Below are 24,157 nucleotides of genomic sequence, written 5' to 3'. Positions count from 1 at the left end.
CCTTGCCCCCGCTCGCGCGGGCAAGGGAGCGCCCGCCATCAACGGGTTGGCCTTTCAACTGGTTGGCTTGGCCGCCGTCTTGCCCCGGTAGTTCTTCAGAAATTTCTGGAACATGTCGACCTCCGCCACGCGGGAGCGGATGGTGCTGACGTCGATCAACCCCAGCGCCTGTTCTGGTCGGGTCATCACACGGAAAGCGTCCTCGTTCGGGCCGCCCTTCATCGCGGCCTCAAAATCCTTGCGCAGCAGATTGAGGCCGGTGCCGTCCCCCGCCAGCGCCAGCGCCACCGCCCGATTCAAGACCAGTTGCGAGGTGGTCGGCTCCAACACCTGCCCCGGCAACGGCGGCGGGCCGATGGTCTTGCTGAGCGCCAGCGCCGCCGCCTCCCATTTCTGGCCACGCCAAGCGATGTCCACCCGCAGCAGATTGGCGTTGGCGCTGTCGTCGTCGGCCAACAGCAGCAGGGCGTCATCGCCGCGATTGAGTTCGGCCAGCGCCTTGGCCTGCATCAAACGGCGTTCGGCCATCAGATCGGCGGGGATGCCGGGAACATTCGACAGTTCCAGAGCTTGAAGCGCCTGTTCGGGCTTGCTGTCCAGCAAACGGACCGACGCCAACCGCGTGCCCATGCGCGCCTTGTCCATGCCGGACAGGCGGAATTCGACCTGATGCTGCAACAGATCGGCGGCGCGGTTCAGCAGATCGATGGAGATCAACCGCTCGGCCAGTTGGCGGATGATCTCGTCGCCCGCCTCCCCCACCGGCGTCAGTTCGCGGAACTGGTCGTAGAGCTTCAACGCTTCCAGCGTCGGCAGGCGCGCGGCGCCATCCTTGTAAAGATCGGCGAAGATGCGCGACATGTCCTTGGTGATCGCCTCGGCGCGCGGGGTGTCGGCGACCAGGGCCGCCGTTTCCTTCATCGTGTTGAAGCCCTCGGGGTATTTTCCTCCGGCGATCAACACCTCGCCCATGCGCGAGCGGATTTGCATTTCCAGATCGTCGCCGCGCCAAGTGAAGGTCAGACCGGCCAACTGTTCCGCCGCCGCCGTCGGCGACATTTTGCCCTCGGCCAAATCCAGATTGGTCAAAGCCAACCCGGCCTTGGCGCGGTAAAGCCGATCCAGGCTCTCATAGGACAGCTTGAGCTGTTCACGGGCGCGGTCGGTGTCGCCGGTGCGCGCGTAATAGAGACCGCGCAGATACTGCACGTCGGGCCGCTCCTCCGACTCCGGTCCGCTGCGCTCCAGCACCCGGTCGAGCAGACGCTTGGCGCTGGCCGTGTCGCCGGTTTCCAGCGCCGCTTCCGCCGCGCGCAGACCAAGCTTGCCGATCATCGGATCGGGGTAGGAGTTGAGGATCGCCGACCCGGCCTTGAAACCGCTCATCGCCGCTGGCCAATCGCGCTTGTCCGCCGCGATGGCGGCGCGCCACAGCGCGGCCTCTGGGTTGGTGGTCAGGCTGGGCGCCGTCAGGTCGGCTTCCGCCCCGGGCAGATCGCCGGTCAAGACCCGCGCCGCGCCGCGCAGGGCGCGAAACTCCGGCCAGCCTTCCAGATCGGGTTGGTTCTGCTGGAGAACGTCGAGCATCCCCAAGGTTTCCTGGCCAAAAGCGTTGGCGAAGTAAAAGCGCGCCAAATCCAACTGCGCCTTGGCCCGTTCGGACTCCGGGGCGTTGACCACGGCCAACTGAAGATCCTGCCGGGCCTCGGTGAAATGATCGAGATCGCCGTGCTTCCAGGCGGGCAGATTGAACAGGCGGCGGCCCTGAAGCGGCGCGGTCTTCGGCCCGTCCATCGCCAACCCCGCCGGGGGACCGGGCGCGGCGCCCAATTGAGCGGGAACCGGCTGCGGCGGCGCCCCGGACGGCGCGGCGGCTTGGGCGATCGCCGGATTGCCCGCGTCGGCGGCGGGCGACATGTGCAGCCCACCGGCGGAGGTCAACTCGACCCCCTCCTTCACCGTCCGAACGGTGACGTTGTCGGAGATCGGGCGGATGACCACGCCCTGATAGGACGGCATCACCTCCAAATCGGGGTAACGGTGCGATTCGGCGACGCCCAGACCGGGGCCGGGCAGCGGCGCCACCTGCACCCGGTCGCCGACGTCGGGATCGGAAATCTGCACAATCGCCGCCGCGTCGGGCGCCCGCACCAGCAGCCGCGCGCCCAACAGGAAGTCCGGCTCCGCGTCGATTCGCAGATCGTTGGCGCCGGACATGTTGGCCGGACGGGCGGAGGAGGAGATCTTCCAGGTCGTTCCCTGGCGTTCCACCGTCGGCCAGACCATCGGCCCGATCTTGGTGCGGAAAGCGCTGCCGCCGGTGGCCGGAACCGGCTCCACCCCGCCCATCAACTCCGCGCCTGGGCCGGTGATCTTGCCGGCGCCGATGGGCATTGGCCGATCAAACACGATGTAAAGCTGCCCCGCGCGCGGGTAGACGGCGATGGAGGATGGACCGCCCGTCTCAAAGGTCAGCACCGGCCCTTTCGGCCCGACCGGGGGCTGCGGTTTGGCCTCGGTCGGCGTCGCGCCGGGGGCGGGCTTCGCCTCGGCGGTCGCCGTCGCTGGGTTCGCGGGGGCCGGAGTCGCGGGCGGTTGAACGGCGGGCGTCGCGGGGGGAGTCGCGCCGGGCGGCGTCGGCGAGGTCGGGTTGGCGGCGGGCGGGTTGGCGGCAGGCGGTTTCCCAGCGGCGGGCGCGGCCTCAAGCCCCTTGCGCGTCCCCGCGTTCATCACGTCGAAGACGACCGTCTTGCCGTTCTTCGACTCCTTGATTTCGGAATCCTGCGGCGCGACGAAGGTCACGGCCAGCGCGCCGTTGGGCTGACGGAAGGACTCGATGTTGCGGACGTTGCGCAGCGCCGTTTTGACCGCCTGGGCGAGGTCCGGCGCGCCGCCCTTGTCGAACGTCACCGTCACCGCCGCGCCGTCGCGCGTCATCGTGTAATCAACCGGCCCCGGCCACTCAAAAACGACGCGGCTGGAGTCGGGGTAATCGGCCACCCGAACCGCCACCTTGCCCGCCGACGCCACCGGCTTGTCAGCGGCGGCGGGCGCGGGTGGCGTCGCAGCCGGAACGGCGGGCGTCGCCGGGGTTGGCGGCTGGGCCGCCGCTTGCGCCGCCGCCTGGGCGCTGGCCGGTGTCAGGTCAATGGCGACGGAGGATTTGCCGCTGCGGAAGCTTTTCAGCGTGACCGGGCGTTTCAGGTCAAAGGAGACGGTCTTGCCGTCGCTCTCCACCCGCCCCGCCGACAGATAATCGGGCAAGGCCGCCACCGCGCGGTCCAGCGGCGCGTCGATGGGTTGGGTGAAGGCGATGACCAGACGGTTGCCGTCGATCCGCGCGGTGAACTCCACCGAAGACGGCCAATCAAAGACCATCCGGCCAAAATCCGGGTGGGCCGAGGCGCGGATCGGCACCGTGGCGGCGCGGGCGGGCGCCATTGGAACAGCCAACAGCGCCACCGCCGCCACAAAGCCGCAGAGCCACCGCCGATGCCCCGTTCCTGACCGCCCTGTCACCTCAATCCGCCCCTTCCTCGCGCACCACAATGTCCACCCGCACCCGCCCCGTGGCGTTGATCGGCACGGTCACGCCCGCGCCAACGCCCGCCACGGCTCCCACCGGGACCGGCTCGTCCGCCGCCATCACCGCGCGGGCCACCAGATCGCGGCGGTAGCCGGTTTCCCGCAGCGCGGCGGACACCGCCACCGCGCGGGTCAGCGCCCGTTCCCAGGCCGCGCCGCCGGTCTGATCCTCGCGCTCGGCGTGGCCGACCACCTCGATCCGGTTGCCGATGCGACCGACCACCGCCCCCAACAGGAAGACGATGCGCCGCCCCTCGTCGGTGAAGACCGCGCCGCTGGCGTCGAACATCCGTTCCCCCGGCAGGCCGATCACCACACGGTCATCCTCCCGCCGCACCTCCACCGCCGCCAACTCGGCGTTGGCTGTGGTTTGACTGCGCAGCAGCGCCCCCAGATAATTCACATCGACCGCCGCCCGCAACTCCACCGCCTGAGCGTTGAAGGCCGCGCGCGGGTCGGCGGGCCGGTCCGACGGCGACGTCGCGGTTGACCGGGCGGCGGGAATCGTGTCCGCCAGCCCTTTGGCCAACCGGGTCCAGCGCTGCGACTCCGGTTCGCTCATTGAGTACATCAGAACGAAGAAGGCCAACATCAAGGAAATCAGATCGGTGAAACTGATGAGCCACATCGTTTTGCGATGCCCGCCCGGATCGCCGCCCTTCCCGGACCCGCCGCCAATCTTGGGAACCTGGATCATCGCCGATCCCCCCGCGCGCCACCCTTCCGCGTCGGCGGATCATCGGCCAAACGCAGGCTGAACAGCAGCCGCAAGCCGCCCGGATCCCCGCGCTCGATGCCAACCGTCACGCCGCGCGCAGGCGCGCCGTCGCCGATCAGCGCGCGCGCCAAAGCCCCGGCGCGGGCGACAGGCCCCGGCGGCTGGCTCGGCGTTCCTGTCGGCCCAATGCCAAGCAGCGCGTCCAACTCCATCCGCTCGCCCTGCCGCGATTCGCGCAACGCGTCCACCACCCGGTCCAACAACCCCTGGCGGTCCGGGCGCAGCGCCACGGAATCCGGAAGGAACAGGTCATCGGCGGGCAACCGCACCTCCAGCAGACGGCCCGGCGACACGACGTCCACCTTGGCGACGGCGATGGCGGTGGCGAACAACGTGCCAACGCTGTCCAGCCGCTGCACGGCGAACACCGTTCCGGCGCGCGAGGCCACCGCGTCGCCGCCATCCCGCAGGCGGGGATCAATGACGAAGTTGGGGAATTTCTTTTCCAGAGACGCGGCCACCGCCTTGACCCTTTGCACCGTCTGAACCGATTGAGCGTTCAGAACAATGAAAAACACCAGCAGCAGCAGGAACAACGACAGCAACAGAACGATGCTGCCGTTGTTCGGATTCACATGCGGGACAACCGCCCGAAAAGGGCGCGAAGCGGAGGGGCCGGAAGCGCCTGGGCTGGGTTTGCCGGCCAGCATGGCGTCAATCGAAACTGGCCAGCAGGCGGTCGATCTCGTCCTGGTCCATGGCGTTGCCCGGCAGTTGCGGGCCGTGCAGCAGCTTTTGGTCGGCCGCCGCCGCGTCGGCGGGCGTCGCCGCCGCTTCCACCGGAACCGCCGCGTCTTCCGCCGCCAGCTTGGCCAAACGCGGGGCGTAATTCTTGCGGACCTCGCTGCCAAAGGCGGCGACGATCATGTCGACCTTGGATTCGATGTGCTTGAGCGTCCGCACCACCTTGGTGATGCGCTGCCCGGTGATGTCCTGGAAGTTGCAGGCCTCGAAAATCTTGGTGATCTCATCGTTCAGCTTGGCGCTGACGGCGGGATCGGTCTGACCAGCCAAGGCGCTGATGGCGTCGCACGAATCGAAAATGGCGAAGGTCGCCTTTTCCGTTGCGCCGACCACCGCGTCCAACTCGTCGGTGGCGCTGCGGATGTGCTCGTCGCGAATTTCCTCGGGCTGGAGCGAGGCCAGCTCCTGCTTGGCGTTCTCAATGTATTTGGCGAGGTCGACGACCTCTTTGTAAAGCCGCAGGTCGGTGGCGGAAATGTCGCCGTCCATGCTGCCCAGGATCGACCGGACGATCTCCGTCACCTCGTCGCGCGACAAGGGTTGCGCGGCTTCGGCGAAGGCGACGTCAAGGCGCTGTCTCAGGAGCTTCTGCTCCGTCACGGAAGACTGGGCGGAAAAGGTCATTGGCGTGTCCGGCGAGAGGGCGTGGCGGCGGCGATCACCGTGTCGTTGGCCGGACCCCCGCCCGCCCCTTGGCCCCCCGGCGACCGGAACCATCCGCGTTCCAGCCGCAGCGCGGCGCTCACTGGCATCAAGGATCCGTTCAAGCTCTCTTAACCTAGTTTGCGAGGGTTAAGAGCCAGTAAAGAAATGCGCGGGCAGCCAACCGATCAGAGCAGGGCAACCGTAACGGGCGCGCCGATCAGCGCCGCAGCAAGGACCAGCAACGTGACCGCGCACAGTTTTTCCGCCACCGACCAGCGGTTCCAATCCTTGCGGAAACTCTTCAATTCGGTGTTCAGTTGGGCGGTCATCGCACCCCTCCGGCAGCGCGTTTACGGGGGATATCCTACGGCAAAAATGCACGCCGCCTGTCTGTTGAATCGGCTCCCAGCGCGCACGCCGCATCCTTTCCGCAACATGATGCAAAAACGCATCACTCTCTCATCCGGCATCCTCTTCCATCCCCCAGCCATCGCCACCAAATAGACGGGCGCGGCCAGAACCAAGGAGACGCGACTGAATGGGCGACGGCATCAAGATCGGTCTGGCGCTGGGCAGCGGCGCGGCGCGCGGCTGGGCGCACATCGGCGTCCTGCGCGCCCTGGACGAGATCGGCGTCCGCCCAGACATCCTGTGCGGCACCTCCATCGGGGCGGCGGTCGGCGCCGCCTATCTGACCGACCAGTTGGACGCTCTGCAAGACTGGGCGCAAAGCATGGGCTGGCTCGGCATGCTGGGGATCATCGACCTGACCTTTCGGCGCGGCGGTCTGGTCACGGCGGAGAAGGCGGTCGAACGCTTTTTGAACGAGCGCACCGACGTGCGGATCGAAGAGCTGCCGCGCCCCTTCGCCGCCGTCGCCACCGACCTGTCCACCGGGCAAGAGGTCTGGTTGCGCGACGGCCCGCTTTTGCCCGCCGTTCTCGCCTCCGCCGCCATGCCCGGCCTGTTTCCCGCCGTGCCGCTGGACGGGCGATGGCTGGTCGATGGCGCGCTGGTCAACCCGGTGCCGGTGTCGCTGTGCCGGGCGCTGGGCGCCGATGTGGTGATCGCCGTCAACCTGAACAGCGAGCGCACCATGCTGAGCCGCCGCCCGGAGGCGAAAGCCCCCCCGCCCCCCAGTTCCACCGTCACCGACGCCCTGCCCCCGGCCTTTTCACAATTGACCGGGCAAATCGCCGGATGGCTGGGACGCAAGCCAAACCGGCGGACCCGCTTCCTCGCCGAACAGCTCGACCACTCCCACCGCCAAACGCCGAACGCGCTGGAGGTGATGGCCGGATCCATCGACATCATGCAGGACCGCATCACCCGTTCCCGTCTGGCCGGGGAACCGCCGGATGTGCTGATCGCCCCGCGTCTGGGCCATGTCGGCATCATGGAGTTCGACCGCGCCGCCGAAGCGGTGGCGATCGGCCACGCCGCCACCCTGCTGCAACGCCCGCTGATCGAACTGGCGCTGTCCCGCGCCTGACCGCAACGGGTTCGCCCTTACTGGGCGGGCCACATCCAGGTGAGTTCGTGCTTGTTGTGGTCGAGGTGCAGCACCCGCCCGCCGGGGATGGCGGCGAAGGCGCGGGCGGTCTCATGGTCGGTGTCGGCCTGGAATTTCAGGGTACAGATGAAGCGCTTGGCCAGACCGCTGTCCATCCAGTCGCGCACCAGCCGCAACAGCCGCGTCGGGTAGCAAATGACGTCGCAGCACAGCCAATCCACCGGCCCGATGTCCTGCGGCTTCAGGCCAAAGGCGCTTTCCTGACGGATTTCAACGCGCGGCAGCCGGGCGATGGCCGGATCGAGCGGCGCCTTGTCCACGCTGACCACCGACGCGCCCAGCTCGTGCAGCACCCAGGTCCAGCCGCCTGGACAGGCTCCCAGATCCAGGCAGCGGTCGCCCGGCCCCGGCTGCTCGCCGAACAGGGTCAAGGCCTCCCACAGCTTGAGATAGGCCCGGTTGGGCGGCGCGGTGCGGTTCTCGATGAACGGAACCTCGCCATGGCGGAACGGGCTGGAGCAGCGCGCCGCCGCGACGATGGTGGATTCGTCCAGCAAGGTCCAGGACCCCAGCGGCGCCGTCGGCAAGGGCGACGGAAACGTCACCGGCTTGGCCGAGACGTGCGGCAAATTGTCTTGGATCAACGCGGCGCGGCGGTGGTGGCGCTGCGACCACAGCGCCCAATTGCGCTGGATGCCACGCAGGGCCTTGGCCCCGCCCTTGATCGAGTTGATCTCGATTCGCACCGGGTCAAACCAAATGTTTTGCGCCCAAGCGGCGGGCCGCGCCGGACCGTCGGCGAAGACCAGACGGCCATCGACGGTGGCCACGTCGCCCAGTTCGGCGACCAGATCATCGACGAAACCATCGGGCGCCAGATAGATGGTCTGGCCCAGCGGCGTGACGACGGGGGTCGCGGAAGGCGCGGGAGCGGCGGCGGGGCTGTCGGCGAAATCATCCATGCCCACGGGCTACCGCCGACCGACGGCGAATGCAAGCGCCGGAACGGGGAAAGAGGATGATCCGCGCAAGAAGGCCCCTCTCACCCCCGCTGCGACGAAGCGCCGCGCGCGGCCTTCTGTGCGAGCCATTCTCATTTGAGTGATTGACAACGATTCGCACTCTCAGTAAATCTCAACCCAAGACACGCGCCATCGACACCGACCGACGCTGAGGGCCTATGTACGTTTGCATCTGCCACGCGCTGAACGAGAAGAAGGTCAAGGCCGCCCTAAACGACGGCGCGACGACCCCCGCCGCTGTGTTCCGCCATCACGGCTGTCAGGTTCAGTGCGGCAAATGCGTGCCGACGGTCCGCGCCATGGCCGCCGACCATCGCGCCACATGCGCCCAGAACCGCGCGCAGGCGGCCAGCCAGGACCATGTTCCAGCCTATGGCGTCGCGGCGGAGTGACCCGCGAGGGGTTGAAAGACTTTGGTCCTTTGCACGACGTTCGGCTGCGTCAAAAAGAGCCGGTCTCTATGAAGTTTGGTTGGATTGACCAAATCCGCGCGTTCGTGCACAAAAGCTTCAACGAACAATAACAGCCGTGCAATCATAACGGCGTATCCAAGCGGCGAGCCGGAAAAACCGGCCAAAGAGGAAACGCACTCAAACCAAGAAAACCCCCTTTGCGGAACCGGGTCACGCCAGTCTTGTTCAGGATTTCCTGAATTGGATCCAGGCGGCCCGGTCTGTTTTTTGGGCGCACGGACCCTTTCAATCGGGGCCTTCTCAATCGGGGCAACGTCCCCAACAATTGACGGGTGGACCATCGGACGGCGCAGCCACCGGCTCGCCGCGCATGGTTCTGTTGCGCCAAGCGCGCCCTTGCGGGCGTTCCAACGGGGGGCGACAGGAGGATGAAACGTGATGAGCGACCAGGAACGACAAAGCTTCGACACCCAGGCCCGTGACCGGGTGGCGCAAGCCACAGAGCGCATGAATCAATTGCGTTCGGCCGTCGAACGTTCGGATCCAAAGGGCCGGGAGGCGTGGGAACGCACGCTGGACGGCCTGCGCGGCCTGCAAAACCGCGCCACCGCCCGCATTGAGGCGGCGCATTTGGCCGATGACGACGCTTGGCCGTCCTCGCGTGGCCGCGCCGATCAGGCGCTGGGCGAATTGATCGACGCGCTGGACGAGATCGACCATCGTCTGCAACGACTGGCCGCCTGAACCAACCGCGACGCGCGAACGAGGCGGAAGCCATCACGCTCCCGCCCAATTTGCTTTACTTGGCAATCATTGGGACGCGACGCTCGATCAGGGCCGACGTCACTTCCTTGGCCTTCACCGGATCCATTGAGGCCAAAATCGGCGCCGATTTGTTTTCTTTCATCTTTTGGATGACCCCCAGAAGAACCGGCATCTCCAACTCTTCAAAGATGCGGGCCGCTTCCTTGGGTTTCATCGTCTCGTAAATCTTCACGAGGCTTTCCAACTGGGCCGATTGCTTCTCGTCGCCCTGGCTCATCAGCTTCTGAATGTCGGAGCGAACCTTCTCCATCTCCGAAACCTTCTGGTCGATCCGCTTTTCGGCGGCGGTCAGCAGGGCTTCGCGCTGTTCAATCTCTTTGGTGCGCTTCTCGATCTCGGCCCGGCGTTCGGCAAAATGCTGGAGGAGTTCCTGGTCGCTGATCGGACCAAGCGGAGCGTTGGCGGCAGGCGTCGAGGCCGCGCCGTTGGCCATGGGCGGCGGGCCATCCTTCGCCGGGTTGGGGGCCGTCGTCGCCTTGGGCGGCGGCGCTTTGTCGGCGGGCGGCTTGGCCCCGTTGGCCGGGGGCGGGGTTTGCGGCCCTTGCGCCATCGTCACCGGGAAATCGGGCAATTTGGCGTCGCGCGTGGCGATGCGCCACATGTCGCCGACCCGCACGCCCAGCATGAGCACGGCCACGAAGATCGTCACCGGCAGCAGGCGAAACCGGAAATCCTGGGTCCAGCCGCGCAGGACCTCCATCATCGGGCGGCGCGGCGGCGACGCCGCCTTGCGCGGCTTGCCGCCCTTGGCCTTGCCCTTGCCCGACGGGCGGACAGCGTTGCGGGTCGCGGGCGCGCTGCTGGGAGCGCCGGACCGCGCAACCGCCTGCGACGCGGCGGCGGGCGTCTGGGAGGACGCGGACACCCGGACGCCGGTCGGGGCGGCGCCAGCGGGCCGGATGACGATTTTCTCCTCGCCGCCCTTCTGGACGCCAGCCTTTTGCGCGCCCCCCTTCTGGGCAGCGGCCTTTTGCGCGGCGGCGTCCTGCGCGGCGCCCTTCGCGGCCAGACGCGCGGCGAACTCCGCGATGGTCTTTTGCGCGTCGGTCATTCCATCCCCGCTCATCCCATCCCCTTCCCGGCGTTTTCAATCGCCTGGAGCAGTTCGCGTTCGGCACGGGACAGGCTTTCCCCCTCGCGGGCCAGCGACTCACGCGGCGCCGAATCACGAGACCCGTTGTCACGCGTCTCAACTTGCAGCGGCGGCGGCGCCATCCGCCGGGGCGCTTCCAACCGGGCGGGCGGCGGCGGCTCGTCATGATCGTCATCATCCTGCGTCTCGACCGGCAACGGACGGGACAGCGGACGAGAGGCCAAAGGCGGCTTGATCGGCGTGCGGGCGGCGGATCCGCGCCCATTGTCGCGGTCGCCCGCCGTGCCCAACCGGGTGGCCATGGCGTCCGCCGCCTCGATCATGAATTCCAGCTCGTCGCGCAGGGTCTGCGCCTTGTTCACGGTGCGCTGAAGATCCTCGCCGGTGTCGGACGCGGTTTTCTTCAGGTTGCGCACGCCGCCTTCCGCCTTGTTCATGGCGTCGTTCAGACCCTGGATCAGCTCGGCCATCTCGCCACGGCTTTCGCGCAGCTTGATGATCTGCTTGTTCAGGATGATGGCGTAAGCGATGGTCGCCGCCAGCAGGCCGACCAGAATCAAATCGATGATCAAAGAGATCAGTGGACTCACAGCCGCATGACCTCCTGCTTGGGAAGTTCTTTTTCCAGCCGCACGGCGATGTGCCCGCCCTTGCGGCCCATGCGGCCCTGGAACATCGAAACGTCGCCGCAGCGCAGCTCAATGGCCCCATCGGGAGTCGCGTTCAACAAGATGCGGGTGCCGACGCGCCAATTCAACACATCGTGCAACGTCATCGTCACTTCGTCGAGCACCGCCGACAGATCGACGTCCGTCACCATCAGTTCAGACGCCAAGTGAGTTTCCCAAATCGAGTCGCGACCGAACTTTTCACCCATGAACATTTGGAGCAGCAGTTCGCGAACCGGCTCCAACGTCGCGTAGGGGATCATCAATTCCAGACGTCCGCCGCGATCCTCCATGTCGATGCGCAGCTTGACCAGCACCGCCGCGTTGGCCGGGCGCGCGATGGTGGCGAAGCGCGGGTTTGTTTCCAGCCGGTCAAACCGGAAGGTCACGGGCGACAGCGGATCAAAGGCGGCGGACAGATCGGACAGCACCACATGGACCATGCGTTCCACGAGGTTGCGTTCGATGGTGGTGTAGGGACGGCCTTCGATGCGCATCGCCGCCGTGCCGCGACGACCGCCCAGCAACACGTCGACGATGGAATAGATCAGCGCGGAATCGACGACCATCAGGCCGTAATTGTCCCACTCCTCCGCCTTGAAAACCGACAGCATGGCGGGCAGCGGAATCGAGTTCAAATAATCGCCGAAACGCACCGAGGAAATCTGATCCAGGCTGACTTCGACGTTGTCGGAGGTGAAGTTGCGCAGCGAGGTGGACATCATGCGGACGAGGCGGTCGAAGACCACCTCCAGCATGGGCAGGCGTTCGTAATTGACCAGCGCCGAATTGACCAGCGCCATGATGCCGGAATTTTCGCCGTCACCGGCGCCGCCCTGGTCGAACCCCAGAAGGCTGTCGATTTCATCCTGGTTGAGGACGCGCGTCGATCCGCCGCCGCCGCCCATGTCGCCGACGTCGCCGCTGTCCTCCGCCAACGCCGCCCATTCGGCGGCGAGGCGTTCTTCCTCGCTCAGTTCTTCGGTGTCGCTCATGCCGCGCCCCGTTGCACCAACCCCACGGTCCCTACTGGACCAGCATCTCTTTGAACAGCACGTCCTTCACCTTCACCGGATGCGCGGCGGCGGTGATGCGCAACAGCAGTTCCTGACGCAGGCGGTACATGCCCGCCGACCCCCGCAGATCTTCCAACCGAAGCTCGCGCAGGTAAACCTGAAAATTGTCGATGATGCGCGGCAACACATGCTCGATCGCCGGAACATCCTCCGGCTTTGACACCTGGATCGAAATCTTGATCTTCAAAAAGGCCGGACGCTTCCCGGCGCTGTTCAAATTCACCAGCATGTCCGGCAGGTCGTAGAAGACCGGAGCGGCGTGCGGGTCGGGCGCGGCGGGTTCCGCCGGGTGCGCCTCCTCCGCGTGCTCCTCCGTCTTGCCAAGCAGGCTGTCGAGCATGCCGGAGAAAAAGACGCCCGCCCCGGCGCCGATCAGCAGCACGAGCGGGAGAATGACGAAGAGGACCAATTTCTTGCCGCTGAATTTCTTGCGCGGCATGCCATCGGCCGCGCTCTCGCCGGCATCATGTTCGGCCATGGAATCCTGAGCGTGTTCGCGCGCGGGGGCGGTCCCGCAATCCCCCTGAACGTAGCGTTGGGATAGTTAACAACTCCTTTCAACGGCCCGACGCGGCGGGGCGAGAGCGCTGATTCCACAGCCCGCCGCCCGAGTCGGCATGATTTTTGAGTGGGACAGCCCGGACCTCCGCGCCGCCCGGATTCCAGGTCCGCCACGCCATCCGTCGCCCGCGACGCTCGGTCTGGCGCAACGCCTTGGGTTCGGCGCGCCCGGACTCCGCCACCCCACCCGCACGCCGTTTGGCGTTCAGCGGGAACGGGATGATCTTGCCCGGCGCAACCCGGCAAGACTCGCCACATCCCGGCAGATTCTGCCCGGCGCCCCTTGCCCCATCGGGCCGGAACGCCCTCCCCTTGCCCAAAATCCAGGGAACGCCGGGCGTCGGGGAAACTGGCACGCCTCCTGCAATACCCTTTTCGCCGGTCGGACGGTTCCGCCTGACCCCGTGTGAAGAATGAGGCCGCAAGATGGAAAATTCGATCTACGTCGCTCTGTCGCGCCAAATGGCTCTGCAACGGCAGCTTGAAGTAACGTCGAACAACATCGCGAACATGAACACGACCGGCTACAAAAACCAGCGCATGCTGTTCACCGAGTTCATGGAAAAGCCGGCCATGCACGAGAAGGTCAGCTTTGTTCAGGACCGCGCCGTGGTGCGTGATTTGTCGGTTGGCGGCATGACCCAGACGGGCAATCCGATGGATTTGGCGCTGACCGGCCATGGTTACTTCACGGTCGACACCGCCAGCGGCCCCCGATACACCCGGTCCGGGAATTTCAAGATGAACGATCAGCGCCAGATGGTGGATGGCGGCGGGTTGCCGGTTCTCGCCGACAACGGCCAGCCGATCACCCTGCCCGCTGGCACGTCCGACGTGAAGGTCAGCGGCGACGGCACCGTCTCCACCGAGCTTGGTCCGGTGGGCAAGCTGAACATCGTCACCTTCAAGAACGAGCAGCTGATGACCGAAGTCGGTTCTGGTCTGTACGTCACCGATGAAGAGCCGCAGCCCGCCCCCGCCGACACGAAAGTGGCACAGGGATTGCTAGAAGGTTCTAACGTGAAGCCTGTTGTGGAGATGACCCAGATGATCGAGATCCAGCGCAGCTACATGTCGGCGCAGAAGATGATCGAGAACGAGAGTGATCGCATCCGCAACATGATCACCAAACTGGGCCGCACCGCCTAAACGCCGCCAGCAAAGAAGAGGAACACCACCATGCGCAGCCTCGCCATCGGCGCCACCGGCATGATCGCCCAGCAGCTCAACGTCGAAACCATCTCCAACAACATCGCCAACTCGACGACGACCGGCTTCAAGAAGCAGCGCGCCGAATTCCAGGATCTGCTCTACCAAAACTTCCGCCGCATCGGCTCCACCTCGTCGGATGCGGGCACCGTGGTGCCGACCGGCGTGCAGATCGGCGCCGGCGTCCGGGTCGCCGCCGTGGCTCGCGTGCTGGAACAGGGCAACCTGAACATCACCGACAACAAGCTGGACGTCGCCATCAACGGATCGGGCTATTTCCAGATCACCATGCCCAGCGGCGACACCTCTTACACCCGCGCCGGCAACTTCAAGCTGTCGCCCGAGGGCGTCATCGTCACCGCCGACGGCTATCCGGTGCAGCCCAACATCACCATCCCGAGCAACGCCGTCGACGTGGCGATCAACCCGTCGGGCGAGGTTCTGGTGAAGCTGGACGGCCAGACCGCCACGCAGAATGTCGGCCAGCTCCAGCTCGCCACCTTCGCCAACGCCGCCGGTCTGGAAGCCATCGGCGACAATCTGTTCCTGGAAACCGGCGCTTCGGGCCAGTCCGTGACCGGCAACCCCGGCGCCCCCGGCTTTGGCCGCGTCACCCAGGGCGCGCTGGAGACCTCGAACGTCAATGTGGTGCAGGAGATCACCACCCTCATCACCGCCCAGCGCGCGTATGAGATGAACTCCAAGATCATCAAGACGACGGACGAGATGATGCAGCAAGCCGGTCAGATGAAGTAACGCCGCCGCCCCAACGCTCTGACACCAGGAACCGCCGCCATGACCCGCAGCCTGTCGATCCTCCTCCTCGGCGCCGCTCTGCTGACCGCCCCCGGCGTCGTCTCGACCGCCGTCGCGCTGGAGCCGCCTGCGGTGGTTTACGGCGTCCCGCATGTGGAAGCGGCGTTGTCCGACGCGCTGTCCCGCGTCATCACGGTGGGCCGCCTGCAACTGGAGTTGGACGCCCGCGCCGTCGAGCTGCGCGCCCCGCAGGGCGCCGGCAGCCTGGCGGTGGAAAACCTCTACTACAACGCGGTTCAGGGTCGTTTCGCCGCCGAAATCGTCGTGACCAACACCCGCCCAGTGGTGCGCCTGCCCATCGCCGGCCGCGCCTTCGGCGTGGTCCAAGTGCCGGTGCTGGTCCGCCGCGTCGTTCCCGGCGACATGATCGGCCCCGGCGACATCGACTGGCAGGATATCCGCGCGGATCAGACCAGCAGCGACACCGCCGCCACCGACGCCCAACTCATCGGCATGACGCCCAAGCGCGGCGTGTCCACCAACCAGCCCGTCCGGCTGCGCGATTTGCAATCGCCGCGCATGGTGGACAAGGGCGCCATCGTTCTCATCACCCTGTCGACCGCCACCCTGTCGCTGACCACCCAGGGCAAGGCCCTGCAAGACGGTGGTCGCGGCGACGTGATCCGCGTCGTGAACACCCAATCCAACCGCATCGTCGAAGCGACGGTGGCGGGCCCCAACATGGTCGCCGTGGCAAAGCCCGGCATCGCCTCGAACTAAGGAGAAATCTCCCATGACGACCACCAAGACCGCCGCCGCCAAGACCGCCCTGCGTCTGGTTCTGATCGCCGCCGCCGCCGCGTCGCTGACCGCCTGCAACGCCGCCTCGCGCATCGGCGACATCGGCAAGGCCCCGGAAATGAGCCAAATCCAGGATCCCCAGGCCAAGGTCGGCTATCAGCCGGTCAGCCTGCCGATGCCGACGCCGCTGCCGACTGAGCGCAACCCGAATTCGCTGTGGCGGACCGGGGCCAAGGCATTCTTCAAGGACCAGCGCGCCAACAAGGTCGGCGACATCCTGACCATCAACATCGCCATCGACGATCAAGCCAAGCTGGCGAACGAGAGCAAGCGGTCGCGCGCCAACACCGAAAAGGCGGGCATGCCCAACCTGTTCGGCCTGCAAGCCGACACCCTGAACCGGGTTTTGCCGACCGGCGCCTCGGCCTCCAGCCTGGTCGATCTGTCGAGCGACACCACGAACGACGGCAAAGGCTCGGTGGACCGCAACGAAAAGATCGTGCTGAAGGTCGCCGCGCTGGTCACGCAGACCCTGCCGAACGGCAATCTGGTCATCCAGGGCCATCAGGAAGTCCGCGTGAACTACGAGCTGCGCGACCTGCAAATCACCGGCGTGATCCGGCCCGAGGACATCACCGCCCAGAACACGCTCAGCTACGAGAAGATCGCCGAGGCGCGCATCTCCTACGGCGGGCGCGGCCAGATCACCGACGTCCAGCAGCCGCGCTACGGCCAGCAGCTCTACGACATCATCATGCCGTTCTGATCGGGAACCACCCGGATCGCCGTCACGGGCAAGGGGGCTGGAAACAGCCCCCTGTTCGTCGTTCCGCTCGCGCCCGGTCAATCTTGCCGGGCGGCGGCTTCTGCCGGGGCGGTTCCTGCCGACGCCAAAGGCGTGCCTCCCTCTTCTTGCCCCCCGCCGCCCCACAGCCCCTTTACAGCCGGACGAATCGAATCAACCATCAAGGGAGTTTTTTCGGAAAAAATCCTGATAACGGCACGCCACCGCAACGGACGCACATGATGATCGATCAACAGCCATCCGCTTTCTATGTTTTGAACTGCATCCCCTCCCGCGATCCTCAGCGCGACTGGTCCTGGCAAGCGGCGCTGGACGCTGGGACGGTGCAGGCGCTGTCTTCCAGCGCGCTGCCGGACTCGGTCGATCTGCGCACGCCCGCCTGGACGATCAGCAACCAGGGGCAGACCGGCGCCTGCGTTGGATTCGCCACGGCGGACGGGCTGCTGCGCTATCACTTCACCAAAAAGGGCGGCATCGGCTTCGACACCCACCTGTCGCCGCGCTTCATCTGGATGGCCGACAAGGAAACCGACACGCTGACCAGCTACCCCACCACCTTCATCGAACAGGAAGGGACCGAGGTGAAGCGGGCGCTCGACATCGCCCGGCAGTATGGCTGCGCGCTGGAAGCCGATTTGCCGCTGCACGGGTCGCTGTGGCAGGGGACGGCGCAGGATTTCTACGCCAAGGCGGCTCGCTTCAAGATTCGCAGCTACCACAATCTCGGCGTCAATCTGACGGTCTGGCGCAAATGGCTGGCGACCAACGGGCCGATCATCACCCGCTTGACCACCGATTCGGCCTGGATGAACGCGGGGCCGGACGGCGAACTGGAACGCTACCGCCGCGAAACGGCGGGCGGCGGACACGCGGTCTGCGTCGTCGGCTATCGCCGCGACGGCACCTTCATCATCCGCAACAGTTGGAGCGAAAAGTGGGGCGACAAGGGCTTCGCCTACGCCAGCGCCGACTACATCAAGGCGGGCTTCAGCGAAGGCTACGGGATCATCGTCTGAACAGGATGGTCCCAAACGCGGAACAGCGCGCGGAGGACGCCCCCGCGCGCTGTGTTCCTGACTTCTGACCCGACGCGCGGAACGACGGTCAGTCGTCGCGCTGCGTGCGTTCCATCCGTTCGTGACGTTCCTGCGCCTCAAGGCTCAGCGTCGCGATCGGGCGGGCGTCGAGGCGGCGGACCGAAATCGGGTCCCCCGTCTCCTCGCAATAGCCAAAGCTGCCATCGGCGATCCGGCCCAACGCGGAGTCGATCTTGGAGATCAACTTGCGTTCGCGGTCGCGGGTGCGCAGTTCCAGGGCGCGGTCGGTTTCCGCCGACGCGCGGTCGGCGATGTCCGGTTCCTGGATCCCGCCTTCCTGGAGGCTGTTCAACGTCTCGGTGGATTCGGCCAGCAGCTCGGCGCGCCAACGCACCAGCTTCTGGCGGAAATACTCCACCATGGTCGGGTTCATGAACTCCTCGTCTTCCGACGGGGAGTAGTTCTGAGGCAGCGGCGACGACGTCATCCGAAAGCATCCAGCGCAAAAAGGGGTGATCCGGGCGGCGCGGAGTATAGGCAGGCGAGGCCGGGACCGCAACCCTATGGTTGGCCCCGACAACAGCCAAACAAGCCCTTGGAATAAAAAAGAATTGTGACCATTTTCCAGGCAACCCCGCCAACCTCCCCACCGCTGGTGGGGCCAAATGGCCCGCCAATGGACGGCGCGGAGACGCTGACGGAGCCTTCCAGGAAACCCCGAACCGCCAACATGCCACAAATATGGATCAGGAGGTCAGCTTGGCCAGTTCGACCTGAGCGCGGAGGTCGATTTCGTCGAGGATTTCGGCAAGGTCAGGATCATCGACCTGAGCGCGGCGGGACTGCACCACCTTGGCCAACTCCACCAGCCTCTGGCTGGACAGGGTGCCGGACAAAAGGCCGTGCTGGATTTCCTCCAGCTTGTCCAACATCTCTTCCGCGCGCATCTTGCCGCGCGAGGCCCGCGCGGTCGCGTCGTCGGTGGCGTCCACCTCTTGCAACGCCAGCACGCCGCTGACCCCGCTCATCGACGCGGTGGCGGACACGCCATGGGCGGTGTTGGTCTCGCTGACCAATTGCTTGGAGAACGCGGCGCCGGACGTGCTGTCAGCCTTGCCGGTTCGGCGAACCGTACCGCTGCCGCGTGTTTTGCCGGTGCCTTCGACTTTCATGATCCGTGCGACCGTTTGCAAGAAGGGGACGCGGCCAACGCGCGTACCTTAGATGGGGCAACCTTAACACCCGGTCAAGCCTTGCCGCAATCGGGCAAAAATTGCCGCCTGAACGTGACAAAAACGCCCCAACGCTCGCCTTTTCGGCCCCCCTTGGAACAAAGCCCGGAAACGGCCCCATTGGCACTAGGCTTGCATAGGTGAGCATGCCCGTTCAGGAGTGCCCGCGTCATGACATCCGCCCCCCTCGCCTTTCTCCGCCGCGCCGCCGCGCTTGTCGCCGTCGCCCTGCTGCTGGCGGTGACGCTGCCCGCCGCGCCGGTGGAGGCCGCCTCGGCCCGTATCAAGGATGTCGTCGATATCGAGGGCGTTCGTGACAACATGCTGATCGGTTACGGCCTGGTCGTCGGCCTGAACGGCACCGGCGACAGCCTGAACAACTCGCCCTTCACCGAACAGAGCCTGACCGGCATGCTGGAACGGATGGGCGTGAACACGCGCGGCACCAACATGCGCACCAAGAACGTGGCGGCGGTGATGGTGACGGGCACGCTTCAGGCTTACGCCGCGCAGGGCACGCGGATCGACGTCACCGTCTCGGCGATGGGCGACAGCAAAAGCCTGCTGGGCGGCACCCTGCTCGTCACCCCGTTGATGGGCGCCGACGGCGAGGTCTACGCCGTGGCGCAAGGCCCCATCGCCGTCTCCGGCTTCTCGGCCCAGGGCCAGGGGGCCAGCGTGACGCGCGGCGTGCCGACCGCCGGGCGCATCTCCTCCGGCGCCATCGTCGAGCGCGAGATCCAATTTTCGCTGGCCGAACTGCCGGTTCTGCGCCTGTCGCTGCGCAACCCGGACTTCACCACGGCCCAGCGGGTCGCCACCGCCATCAACATCCAGCTTCGCGGCAACCGCGCCCAGGCGACCGACCCGTCGTCGGTGCTGCTGACGGTGCCCGAAGCCCGGCGCGGCGACGTCGTCGGCCTCATCACCGAGATCGAGCAACTCCGCGTCACCCCCGATCAAGTCGCCCGCGTCGTCGTCGATGAGAAATCCGGCGTCATCGTCATGGGCGAGAATGTCCGCATCTCCACCGTCGCCATCGCCCAGGGCAACCTGACCATCCGCATCACCGAGACTCCGCAGGTCAGCCAGCCCGGCCCCTTCAGCCAGGGACAGACCGCCGTGGTGCCGCGCACCGATATCCAGGTGGATGAACAATCCAACAATCGCCTCGCCGTGATGAATTCCGGGGTGACGTTGCAGGAGTTGGTACAATCCTTGAATGCTCTGGGTGTGGGACCACGGGACATGATCGCCATTCTTCAGTCGATCAAGGCCGCCGGCGCCCTGCAAGCCGAGATCGAGGTGATATGATGGACCTGACCCCCGCCCTTCCGACCGCCGCCGCGCCGCGCCTGCCGACGCTGATCGAACGGGCCAAGGCCGAGGGGTTCGGCGTCCGCACCGAGGCCAAGGTTTCCGATCTGGAGGCCAAAATCGCCCCGGCAAAGCTTGCCCAGATCCGCAAATCCGCCAACGAGTTCGAGAACGTGTTCGTCTCCCAGATGCTCGGCCACATGTTCGACGGCATCGGCACCGACGAGACCTTCGGCGGCGGACGCGGCGAGGAAATGTTCAAACCGATGCTGATCGAGCAGTTCGGCAAACAGATGACCCAGCGCGGCGGTTTCGGCATCGCCAACCAAGTTTACCACGAGCTTCTTCGCGCCCAGGAGGCCAGCCATGGATAAGGTCGACGTCCGTTTCCCCCAGCCCGCCAAGGCCCCGCCGTCCAACCTGCCGAAGAACGCGCTGGAACGCGCGACCGTGCTGGTCACGCTGATGGCCCGCATGACCAGCCTGCTGCAACAGGAAACCGCCGCCGTCCAGGCGCGGCGCCCGACCAGCGAATTGGCGCAGTTCGCCAAGGACAAACAGCCGATGTCGCTGGTTTATGAAGACATCTCCCGCACCCTGCGGGTTGACCGTGAGGGCATGCGCAACTTGCCCGACGAGTTGAAGGCCTCGCTGAAAGAGGCCGCGACCGCGCTGTACGCCGCCTCGGCGGAAAACGCCGAAGCGCTGCGTCTGGGGGGCATCGCGCAAAAGATCATCGTCGACACCGTGGTCGGCGCCGTCACCAAGGCGCAAAAGGCCCCGACCACCGCCTACGCCGCGCATATGGGCGGCGGGCGCGGCTACACCCCGCCGCCCAGCGGCTCGCGCGCTTCGGCGACTCTCAACACCCGGCTTTGACGCGCGCCCGCGCGTCGTGACGTCCTCCATCTGAACTTCCCGAACGCTTTCGGGGGCCGCTCCGCAACGGGCGGCCCTTTTTTCCTTGAGGATCGCCGTTGGGCCGCGCTGGCGGCTGGCGGCAAGAGGCGCCGCCACCCGGCGAATTTTGCCGATCGTCAGGCCGGAACTGCCGACCTGCCCACCACCACCGTCCGGCCCACCGACCCAACCCGTCTGTTTTCCGCGCCGCCCGCCCGTCTTTCTGTTGGCCCGCCTGTTGCATTGATCCAATGCGTCCAGCCGTCTTGAGGGATCGTCCCATGGAAATCCAATCCAACATCTCCGCCGCCTCCCTGTTCGAGGGGCTGTCACAGTCCCAAACGCAAGGGACCGGGACCAAGGACGACGCCTTTTCCAAGATGATGGACCGCATGACAAGCGACTCCATCGACCGCAAGCGCGCCCAGGCCAAGGACGACGCCAAAGAGGCGCAGGACGCCCGGGCCGAGGCCAAGCGGCAATCGGCGCCGGTGCGCGCCGAGCGCCCGCGCCTTGACTCCACGCCGCCGCCACGCCAGACCGAGAAGCCCGAGCCGCCTCCCGCCCGCAGCGAGACCGCCGAGGCGAAGCCCGCCCCGCGCGACGACGCCAAGGACAAGGTGCGCGCCAAGGACGACGCGCCGCCGCGCAAAGCCGCCGCCGCAAAGACCGACAAACCCGCCGCCAAGGACGGCGCCGCCGCGCCCAGCGCCGACAAGACCACGGCGGACGCCGTCAACGCCGATGACGTCGCCACTGAGAAGGGCGCGACCGTCGCCGCGACCGAGGAGGACACGACCGGCGGGGCCGATGGCGACCCCGCGTCCAATGGTCAGGCCGCCGACGCGGCCCCGTCCGACACGACCACGGTGATCGACGCGACGCTGACCATCACCGAAACCGTCGTTGAAATCGTCACCCCGACCAGCGACACCCTGCTGGCCAGCTTGCAACTGAGCGGCCTCGCCACCCAGCAAACCGCCCCGAAGACCGACGCGGACGCCACGGCCACGGCCACGGCCACCGGCGCCGCCGCGCAAGGCGGCGCGGCGAACGCGGCGGGAACCGACCCGGCGGCGCAATTGGCCGCCCGTCTGGCCCAGGCGCAGCAAGCGGCGGCGACCGCCGGTCAAACCGCCGCCGCTCCCAGCGCCGGGACCGACCCGAACGGGCAAGGCAAGGACGCGACGGCCAGCGCGGGCGAGACTCCGCTCGACCCGGCCAAACTCTTGGCCGATGGCGCGGCGTCGGATGGCGACGCCGCCACCCAGGCGTTGCCCAGCGATGACGGCAGCGCCATCCCGACCAGCTTTGCCGACCTGATCGCCTCCGCCAAGGCAAAGATGGGCGACAAGGCGGACGGCAAGGCAACGGGCGGCGACGCCGGAACCGGCAAGAACGATGGCCAACCGCAAACCGCCATGCTCAAGGCGCCGCCGCCGCCACCCGGCCTGGAGGCCTTGAAAAGCACGGCGGACAGCCAGGCCGTCGGCGCGCTGACCAGCGCGACCGCCGCCGCCGCGATGACCGAGACGGCCAGCGCCCACACGGGAACCGCCGCCCATACGCACGCCGCTTTGGCCGCCATGGAAGCGCCGCGCGCCGCCGCCCAGATCGACATGACTCAAGCGACGGCCAATCTGCGCCCCTCGCGCGGCACAGCCGGAACGCCGCTGGGCGTTCCCGATCAGGTCGCCGTTCACATCAAGAAAAACGTCGCCGCCGACGTCGATCAATTCACCATCAACCTGCACCCCGCCGAATTGGGCCGCATCGACATCAAGCTGGACATCGGCGCCGATGGCCGGGTCAGCGCGATGGTCGCGGTGGAAAAGGCTCAGACCCTGGAGCTGTTGCAACGCGACAGCCGTGGTTTGGAACGCGCCTTGCAAGACGCTGGTCTGCAAACCGACTCCAACAGCCTGAATTTCAGCCTGCGGGGGGACGGCAACCAATCCCAGGGGGACGGCAACGGCAATGGATCGGGAAAACGCGGGCGCGGCCTGCGGGGCGGAGCGGGTGACGAGGCCGATCCCGGCCAATCCGCCGCCTACACCGTGACGGTCGGCGATGGCCGACTGGACATTCGGGCCTAAGCCAGCGCCTTCTCTTCCCCATTCGGCCTCAACCGGCCTTTCGAGCCTGCAAGGACATCCGCCATGGCCACCAGCGACCTGACCATCAACCAGTTCGGCACCGCGTCGGGCACCAAGTCCACCGGCTCGAAGACCGTCACCAGCAACACCCCCACCACCGATGAGGCGAAGACGGCCAGCGCCACCAAGGGTTTGGGCGACAATTTCCAGACCTTTCTGACCATGCTGACCACGCAGATGAAAAACCAGGATCCGTTGAAGCCGATGGACACGAACGACATGACCAAGCAGTTGGTCGAGTTCGCCAACGTCGAGCAGAACATCGGCACCAACAGCCGCCTGGACAAATTGCTGAAGCTGCAAGGGTCGAGCACCGCCTCGACCAACCTCGCCTATCTCAACCGCACGGTGGCCTTCAAGGGCGAGGCCTTCCAATACACCCAGGGCATGACCCAGGCGCCGCTGGCCTATGAGTTGGAGACCGCCGCCAAGTCGGTGCGCGTCGACATCCAGGATGCGCAGGGCCGCACCGTCCGCTCGATGGTCGGCGAGACGGCGGCGGGAACCAAGCATCTCGTGAATTGGGACTTCAAGGACGACAGCGGCAACGCGGTGCAGCCTGGCGTCTACAAGATCAACGTCGCCCCGACCAGCGCGCAAAAAGACGCGACGATCAAGGCCACCACCTACACCTTCGGCGTGGTGTCGGGCATCGGCAACGACAAGAATGGCGAAACCGTGCTGAGCATCAACAGCGCCGAAGTGCCGCTGTCCAGCATCACCACGGTGTATTGAGCCTTCAGCCCTTCCATTCCCACCCTGCGATGGCGGCTCCCGCAACCACGGTCCGGGCGCCGCCATCGTCGTTTTCGGGACCGAAAACGGGCCGTCGCGCCCGCGCCGCGCCAGTCTTCGTGAAATCTGTTTCACCTTCCGCAAACCCCGCACGCGCGCCTTGACCGGGCCATGGCTCGGGAGTAGACGGAAACCAACGTCACCGCATCGTCGGTTGGCGCGCGTGTGTTCGCGATGAGCGCGGCCACGCCCCACCCGAAAAGGCAAGAGATGGACAGCCCCAGTA

General features: G+C 66.4%; 26 protein-coding genes. 13 read left to right on the top strand and 13 right to left on the bottom strand.

The window, feature by feature from the left end; all coding sequences use genetic code 11:
- Positions 1-54: 54 nt before the first annotated feature.
- The 6 genes from D3877_RS19365 to D3877_RS29925 all read right to left on the bottom strand — a co-directional run bounded on the left by D3877_RS19365 (position 55) and on the right by D3877_RS29925 (position 6,081).
- Positions 55-3,519, bottom strand: a complete 3,465-nt coding sequence (locus tag D3877_RS19365) for a tetratricopeptide repeat protein (RefSeq protein WP_238474969.1) — start codon at positions 3,517-3,519, stop codon at positions 55-57.
- Position 3,520: 1 nt separating this feature from the next.
- On the bottom strand, positions 3,521-4,282 hold the full coding sequence (locus D3877_RS19360) for an OmpA/MotB family protein (RefSeq protein WP_119832296.1): 762 nt from the start codon (positions 4,280-4,282) through the stop codon (positions 3,521-3,523).
- On the bottom strand, positions 4,279-4,938 hold the full coding sequence (locus tag D3877_RS19355) for a hypothetical protein (RefSeq protein WP_238474968.1): 660 nt from the start codon (positions 4,936-4,938) through the stop codon (positions 4,279-4,281). The genes D3877_RS19360 and D3877_RS19355 overlap by 4 nt, the downstream gene beginning before the upstream one ends.
- A gap of 79 nt (positions 4,939-5,017) precedes the next feature.
- Positions 5,018-5,731, bottom strand: coding sequence for a protein phosphatase CheZ (locus tag D3877_RS19350; protein ID WP_119832294.1), 714 nt, complete (start codon positions 5,729-5,731; stop codon positions 5,018-5,020).
- Entirely contained in the window at positions 5,728-5,859 is a 132-nt protein-coding gene (locus D3877_RS30880) for a hypothetical protein (protein WP_274379637.1), read from the bottom strand. Before D3877_RS30880 ends, D3877_RS19350 begins: the two co-directional genes overlap by 4 nt.
- 78 nt (positions 5,860-5,937) lie before the next feature.
- Complete coding sequence (locus D3877_RS29925; RefSeq protein ID WP_158599947.1) at positions 5,938-6,081, bottom strand: hypothetical protein; 144 nt, start codon at positions 6,079-6,081, stop codon at positions 5,938-5,940.
- A 209-nt stretch (positions 6,082-6,290) separates the two neighbouring features.
- On the opposite strand from D3877_RS29925, the gene D3877_RS19345 reads away from it, so the two are divergent.
- On the top strand, positions 6,291-7,244 hold the full coding sequence (locus D3877_RS19345) for a patatin-like phospholipase family protein (RefSeq protein ID WP_119832293.1): 954 nt from the start codon (positions 6,291-6,293) through the stop codon (positions 7,242-7,244).
- Positions 7,245-7,261: 17 nt separating this feature from the next.
- On the opposite strand, the gene D3877_RS19340 is transcribed toward D3877_RS19345, so the two are convergent.
- Positions 7,262-8,227, bottom strand: a complete 966-nt coding sequence (locus D3877_RS19340; protein ID WP_119832292.1) for an SAM-dependent methyltransferase — start codon at positions 8,225-8,227, stop codon at positions 7,262-7,264.
- A 218-nt stretch (positions 8,228-8,445) separates the two neighbouring features.
- Here D3877_RS19340 and D3877_RS19335 point away from each other — a divergent pair, with 218 nt between their 5' ends.
- Together D3877_RS19335 and D3877_RS19330 are read left to right on the top strand one after the other, a co-directional pair.
- Positions 8,446-8,679, top strand: a complete 234-nt coding sequence (locus D3877_RS19335; RefSeq protein ID WP_119832291.1) for a (2Fe-2S)-binding protein — start codon at positions 8,446-8,448, stop codon at positions 8,677-8,679.
- 459 nt (positions 8,680-9,138) lie between these two features.
- Positions 9,139-9,444, top strand: coding sequence for a hypothetical protein (locus D3877_RS19330; RefSeq protein ID WP_119832290.1), 306 nt, complete (start codon positions 9,139-9,141; stop codon positions 9,442-9,444).
- 55 nt (positions 9,445-9,499) lie between these two features.
- On the opposite strand, the gene D3877_RS19325 is transcribed toward D3877_RS19330, so the two are convergent.
- The 4 genes from D3877_RS19325 to D3877_RS19310 are packed head-to-tail and all read right to left on the bottom strand — an operon-like array spanning position 9,500 to position 12,840.
- The gene (locus D3877_RS19325) at positions 9,500-10,591 is read right to left on the bottom strand and encodes a MotE family protein (RefSeq protein WP_238474967.1); all 1,092 of its coding nucleotides are present in this window, start codon (positions 10,589-10,591) and stop codon (positions 9,500-9,502) included.
- Positions 10,588-11,208, bottom strand: a complete 621-nt coding sequence (locus D3877_RS19320) for a DUF6468 domain-containing protein (protein ID WP_119832289.1) — start codon at positions 11,206-11,208, stop codon at positions 10,588-10,590. Before D3877_RS19320 ends, D3877_RS19325 begins: the two co-directional genes overlap by 4 nt.
- Entirely contained in the window at positions 11,205-12,281 is a 1,077-nt protein-coding gene (gene fliM / locus D3877_RS19315) for a flagellar motor switch protein FliM (RefSeq protein ID WP_119832288.1), read from the bottom strand. Before fliM ends, D3877_RS19320 begins: the two co-directional genes overlap by 4 nt.
- 31 nt (positions 12,282-12,312) lie before the next feature.
- Positions 12,313-12,840 carry a flagellar basal body-associated FliL family protein gene (locus D3877_RS19310; protein WP_119832287.1) on the bottom strand — a complete coding sequence of 176 codons (528 nt, stop codon included), beginning with the start codon at positions 12,838-12,840 and terminating at the stop codon, positions 12,313-12,315.
- A gap of 509 nt (positions 12,841-13,349) precedes the next feature.
- Here D3877_RS19310 and flgF point away from each other — a divergent pair.
- From flgF to D3877_RS19285, 5 genes are all read left to right on the top strand, one after another.
- Positions 13,350-14,072: a flagellar basal-body rod protein FlgF gene (gene flgF, locus D3877_RS19305; RefSeq protein WP_119832286.1), complete on the top strand. Its 723-nt coding sequence runs from the start codon at positions 13,350-13,352 to the stop codon at positions 14,070-14,072.
- A 30-nt stretch (positions 14,073-14,102) separates the two neighbouring features.
- Positions 14,103-14,888, top strand: a complete 786-nt coding sequence (gene flgG, locus D3877_RS19300) for a flagellar basal-body rod protein FlgG (protein WP_119832285.1) — start codon at positions 14,103-14,105, stop codon at positions 14,886-14,888.
- 39 nt (positions 14,889-14,927) lie between these two features.
- Positions 14,928-15,668 carry a flagellar basal body P-ring formation chaperone FlgA gene (flgA, locus tag D3877_RS19295; protein ID WP_119832284.1) on the top strand — a complete coding sequence of 247 codons (741 nt, stop codon included), beginning with the start codon at positions 14,928-14,930 and terminating at the stop codon, positions 15,666-15,668.
- Positions 15,669-15,681: 13 nt separating this feature from the next.
- Positions 15,682-16,455: a flagellar basal body L-ring protein FlgH gene (gene flgH, locus D3877_RS19290; protein ID WP_119832283.1), complete on the top strand. Its 774-nt coding sequence runs from the start codon at positions 15,682-15,684 to the stop codon at positions 16,453-16,455.
- 257 nt (positions 16,456-16,712) lie between these two features.
- Positions 16,713-17,510, top strand: coding sequence for a C1 family peptidase (locus D3877_RS19285; protein ID WP_119832282.1), 798 nt, complete (start codon positions 16,713-16,715; stop codon positions 17,508-17,510).
- Between the two features lie 88 nt (positions 17,511-17,598).
- Here D3877_RS19285 and dksA read toward each other — a convergent pair whose 3' ends face one another.
- Both dksA and D3877_RS19275 read right to left on the bottom strand, forming a co-directional pair.
- Positions 17,599-18,018, bottom strand: coding sequence for an RNA polymerase-binding protein DksA (gene dksA / locus D3877_RS19280; RefSeq protein ID WP_119832281.1), 420 nt, complete (start codon positions 18,016-18,018; stop codon positions 17,599-17,601).
- A gap of 259 nt (positions 18,019-18,277) precedes the next feature.
- A complete protein-coding gene (locus D3877_RS19275) occupies positions 18,278-18,703 on the bottom strand; it encodes a flagellar assembly protein FliX (protein WP_119832280.1) in 426 nt (141 codons plus the stop codon).
- 231 nt (positions 18,704-18,934) lie between these two features.
- On the opposite strand from D3877_RS19275, the gene D3877_RS19270 reads away from it, so the two are divergent.
- The 5 genes from D3877_RS19270 to D3877_RS19250 all read left to right on the top strand — a co-directional run bounded on the left by D3877_RS19270 (position 18,935) and on the right by D3877_RS19250 (position 23,871).
- Positions 18,935-20,077 (top strand): flagellar basal body P-ring protein FlgI, encoded by a 1,143-nt coding sequence (locus D3877_RS19270; RefSeq protein ID WP_119832279.1) that lies wholly within the window; start codon positions 18,935-18,937, stop codon positions 20,075-20,077.
- Positions 20,074-20,454: a rod-binding protein gene (locus D3877_RS19265; protein WP_238474966.1), complete on the top strand. Its 381-nt coding sequence runs from the start codon at positions 20,074-20,076 to the stop codon at positions 20,452-20,454. Before D3877_RS19270 ends, D3877_RS19265 begins: the two co-directional genes overlap by 4 nt.
- The gene (locus D3877_RS19260) at positions 20,447-20,959 is read left to right on the top strand and encodes a flagellar basal-body protein (protein ID WP_119832277.1); all 513 of its coding nucleotides are present in this window, start codon (positions 20,447-20,449) and stop codon (positions 20,957-20,959) included. Before D3877_RS19265 ends, D3877_RS19260 begins: the two co-directional genes overlap by 8 nt.
- Positions 20,960-21,261: 302 nt before the next feature.
- A complete protein-coding gene (locus D3877_RS19255; RefSeq protein ID WP_119832276.1) occupies positions 21,262-23,076 on the top strand; it encodes a flagellar hook-length control protein FliK in 1,815 nt (604 codons plus the stop codon).
- A gap of 63 nt (positions 23,077-23,139) precedes the next feature.
- Positions 23,140-23,871 (top strand): flagellar hook assembly protein FlgD, encoded by a 732-nt coding sequence (locus D3877_RS19250; protein WP_119832275.1) that lies wholly within the window; start codon positions 23,140-23,142, stop codon positions 23,869-23,871.
- The last annotated feature ends 286 nt before the right edge of the window (positions 23,872-24,157 follow it).

The sequence above is a fragment of the Azospirillum cavernae genome (assembly GCF_003590795.1).
Taxonomy (GTDB): Bacteria; Pseudomonadota; Alphaproteobacteria; order Azospirillales; family Azospirillaceae; genus Azospirillum; species Azospirillum cavernae.
Note: the sequence above shows the minus strand (reverse complement) of the source record. Positions and strands in the feature narration are given on the sequence as shown.

Excerpts from the sequence above, each read along its gene's own strand:
- D3877_RS19360 (WP_119832296.1), bottom strand. The coding sequence starts at position 4,282 with ATGATCCAGGTTCCCAAGATTGGCGGCGGGTCCGGGAAGGGCGGCGAT.
- D3877_RS19350 (WP_119832294.1), bottom strand. The coding sequence starts at position 5,731 with ATGACCTTTTCCGCCCAGTCTTCCGTGACGGAGCAGAAGCTCCTGAGA.
- D3877_RS30880 (WP_274379637.1), bottom strand. The coding sequence starts at position 5,859 with ATGCCAGTGAGCGCCGCGCTGCGGCTGGAACGCGGATGGTTCCGGTCG.
- D3877_RS29925 (WP_158599947.1), bottom strand. The coding sequence starts at position 6,081 with ATGACCGCCCAACTGAACACCGAATTGAAGAGTTTCCGCAAGGATTGG.
- D3877_RS19345 (WP_119832293.1), top strand. The coding sequence starts at position 6,291 with ATGGGCGACGGCATCAAGATCGGTCTGGCGCTGGGCAGCGGCGCGGCG.
- D3877_RS19340 (WP_119832292.1), bottom strand. The coding sequence starts at position 8,227 with ATGGATGATTTCGCCGACAGCCCCGCCGCCGCTCCCGCGCCTTCCGCG.
- D3877_RS19335 (WP_119832291.1), top strand. The coding sequence starts at position 8,446 with ATGTACGTTTGCATCTGCCACGCGCTGAACGAGAAGAAGGTCAAGGCC.
- D3877_RS19330 (WP_119832290.1), top strand. The coding sequence starts at position 9,139 with ATGAGCGACCAGGAACGACAAAGCTTCGACACCCAGGCCCGTGACCGG.
- D3877_RS19325 (WP_238474967.1), bottom strand. The coding sequence starts at position 10,591 with ATGAGCGGGGATGGAATGACCGACGCGCAAAAGACCATCGCGGAGTTC.
- fliM (WP_119832288.1), bottom strand. The coding sequence starts at position 12,281 with ATGAGCGACACCGAAGAACTGAGCGAGGAAGAACGCCTCGCCGCCGAA.
- D3877_RS19310 (WP_119832287.1), bottom strand. The coding sequence starts at position 12,840 with ATGGCCGAACATGATGCCGGCGAGAGCGCGGCCGATGGCATGCCGCGC.
- flgF (WP_119832286.1), top strand. The coding sequence starts at position 13,350 with ATGGAAAATTCGATCTACGTCGCTCTGTCGCGCCAAATGGCTCTGCAA.
- flgG (WP_119832285.1), top strand. The coding sequence starts at position 14,103 with ATGCGCAGCCTCGCCATCGGCGCCACCGGCATGATCGCCCAGCAGCTC.
- flgA (WP_119832284.1), top strand. The coding sequence starts at position 14,928 with ATGACCCGCAGCCTGTCGATCCTCCTCCTCGGCGCCGCTCTGCTGACC.
- flgH (WP_119832283.1), top strand. The coding sequence starts at position 15,682 with ATGACGACCACCAAGACCGCCGCCGCCAAGACCGCCCTGCGTCTGGTT.
- D3877_RS19285 (WP_119832282.1), top strand. The coding sequence starts at position 16,713 with ATGATGATCGATCAACAGCCATCCGCTTTCTATGTTTTGAACTGCATC.
- dksA (WP_119832281.1), bottom strand. The coding sequence starts at position 18,018 with ATGACGTCGTCGCCGCTGCCTCAGAACTACTCCCCGTCGGAAGACGAG.
- D3877_RS19275 (WP_119832280.1), bottom strand. The coding sequence starts at position 18,703 with ATGAAAGTCGAAGGCACCGGCAAAACACGCGGCAGCGGTACGGTTCGC.
- D3877_RS19270 (WP_119832279.1), top strand. The coding sequence starts at position 18,935 with ATGACATCCGCCCCCCTCGCCTTTCTCCGCCGCGCCGCCGCGCTTGTC.
- D3877_RS19265 (WP_238474966.1), top strand. The coding sequence starts at position 20,074 with ATGATGGACCTGACCCCCGCCCTTCCGACCGCCGCCGCGCCGCGCCTG.
- D3877_RS19260 (WP_119832277.1), top strand. The coding sequence starts at position 20,447 with ATGGATAAGGTCGACGTCCGTTTCCCCCAGCCCGCCAAGGCCCCGCCG.
- D3877_RS19255 (WP_119832276.1), top strand. The coding sequence starts at position 21,262 with ATGGAAATCCAATCCAACATCTCCGCCGCCTCCCTGTTCGAGGGGCTG.
- D3877_RS19250 (WP_119832275.1), top strand. The coding sequence starts at position 23,140 with ATGGCCACCAGCGACCTGACCATCAACCAGTTCGGCACCGCGTCGGGC.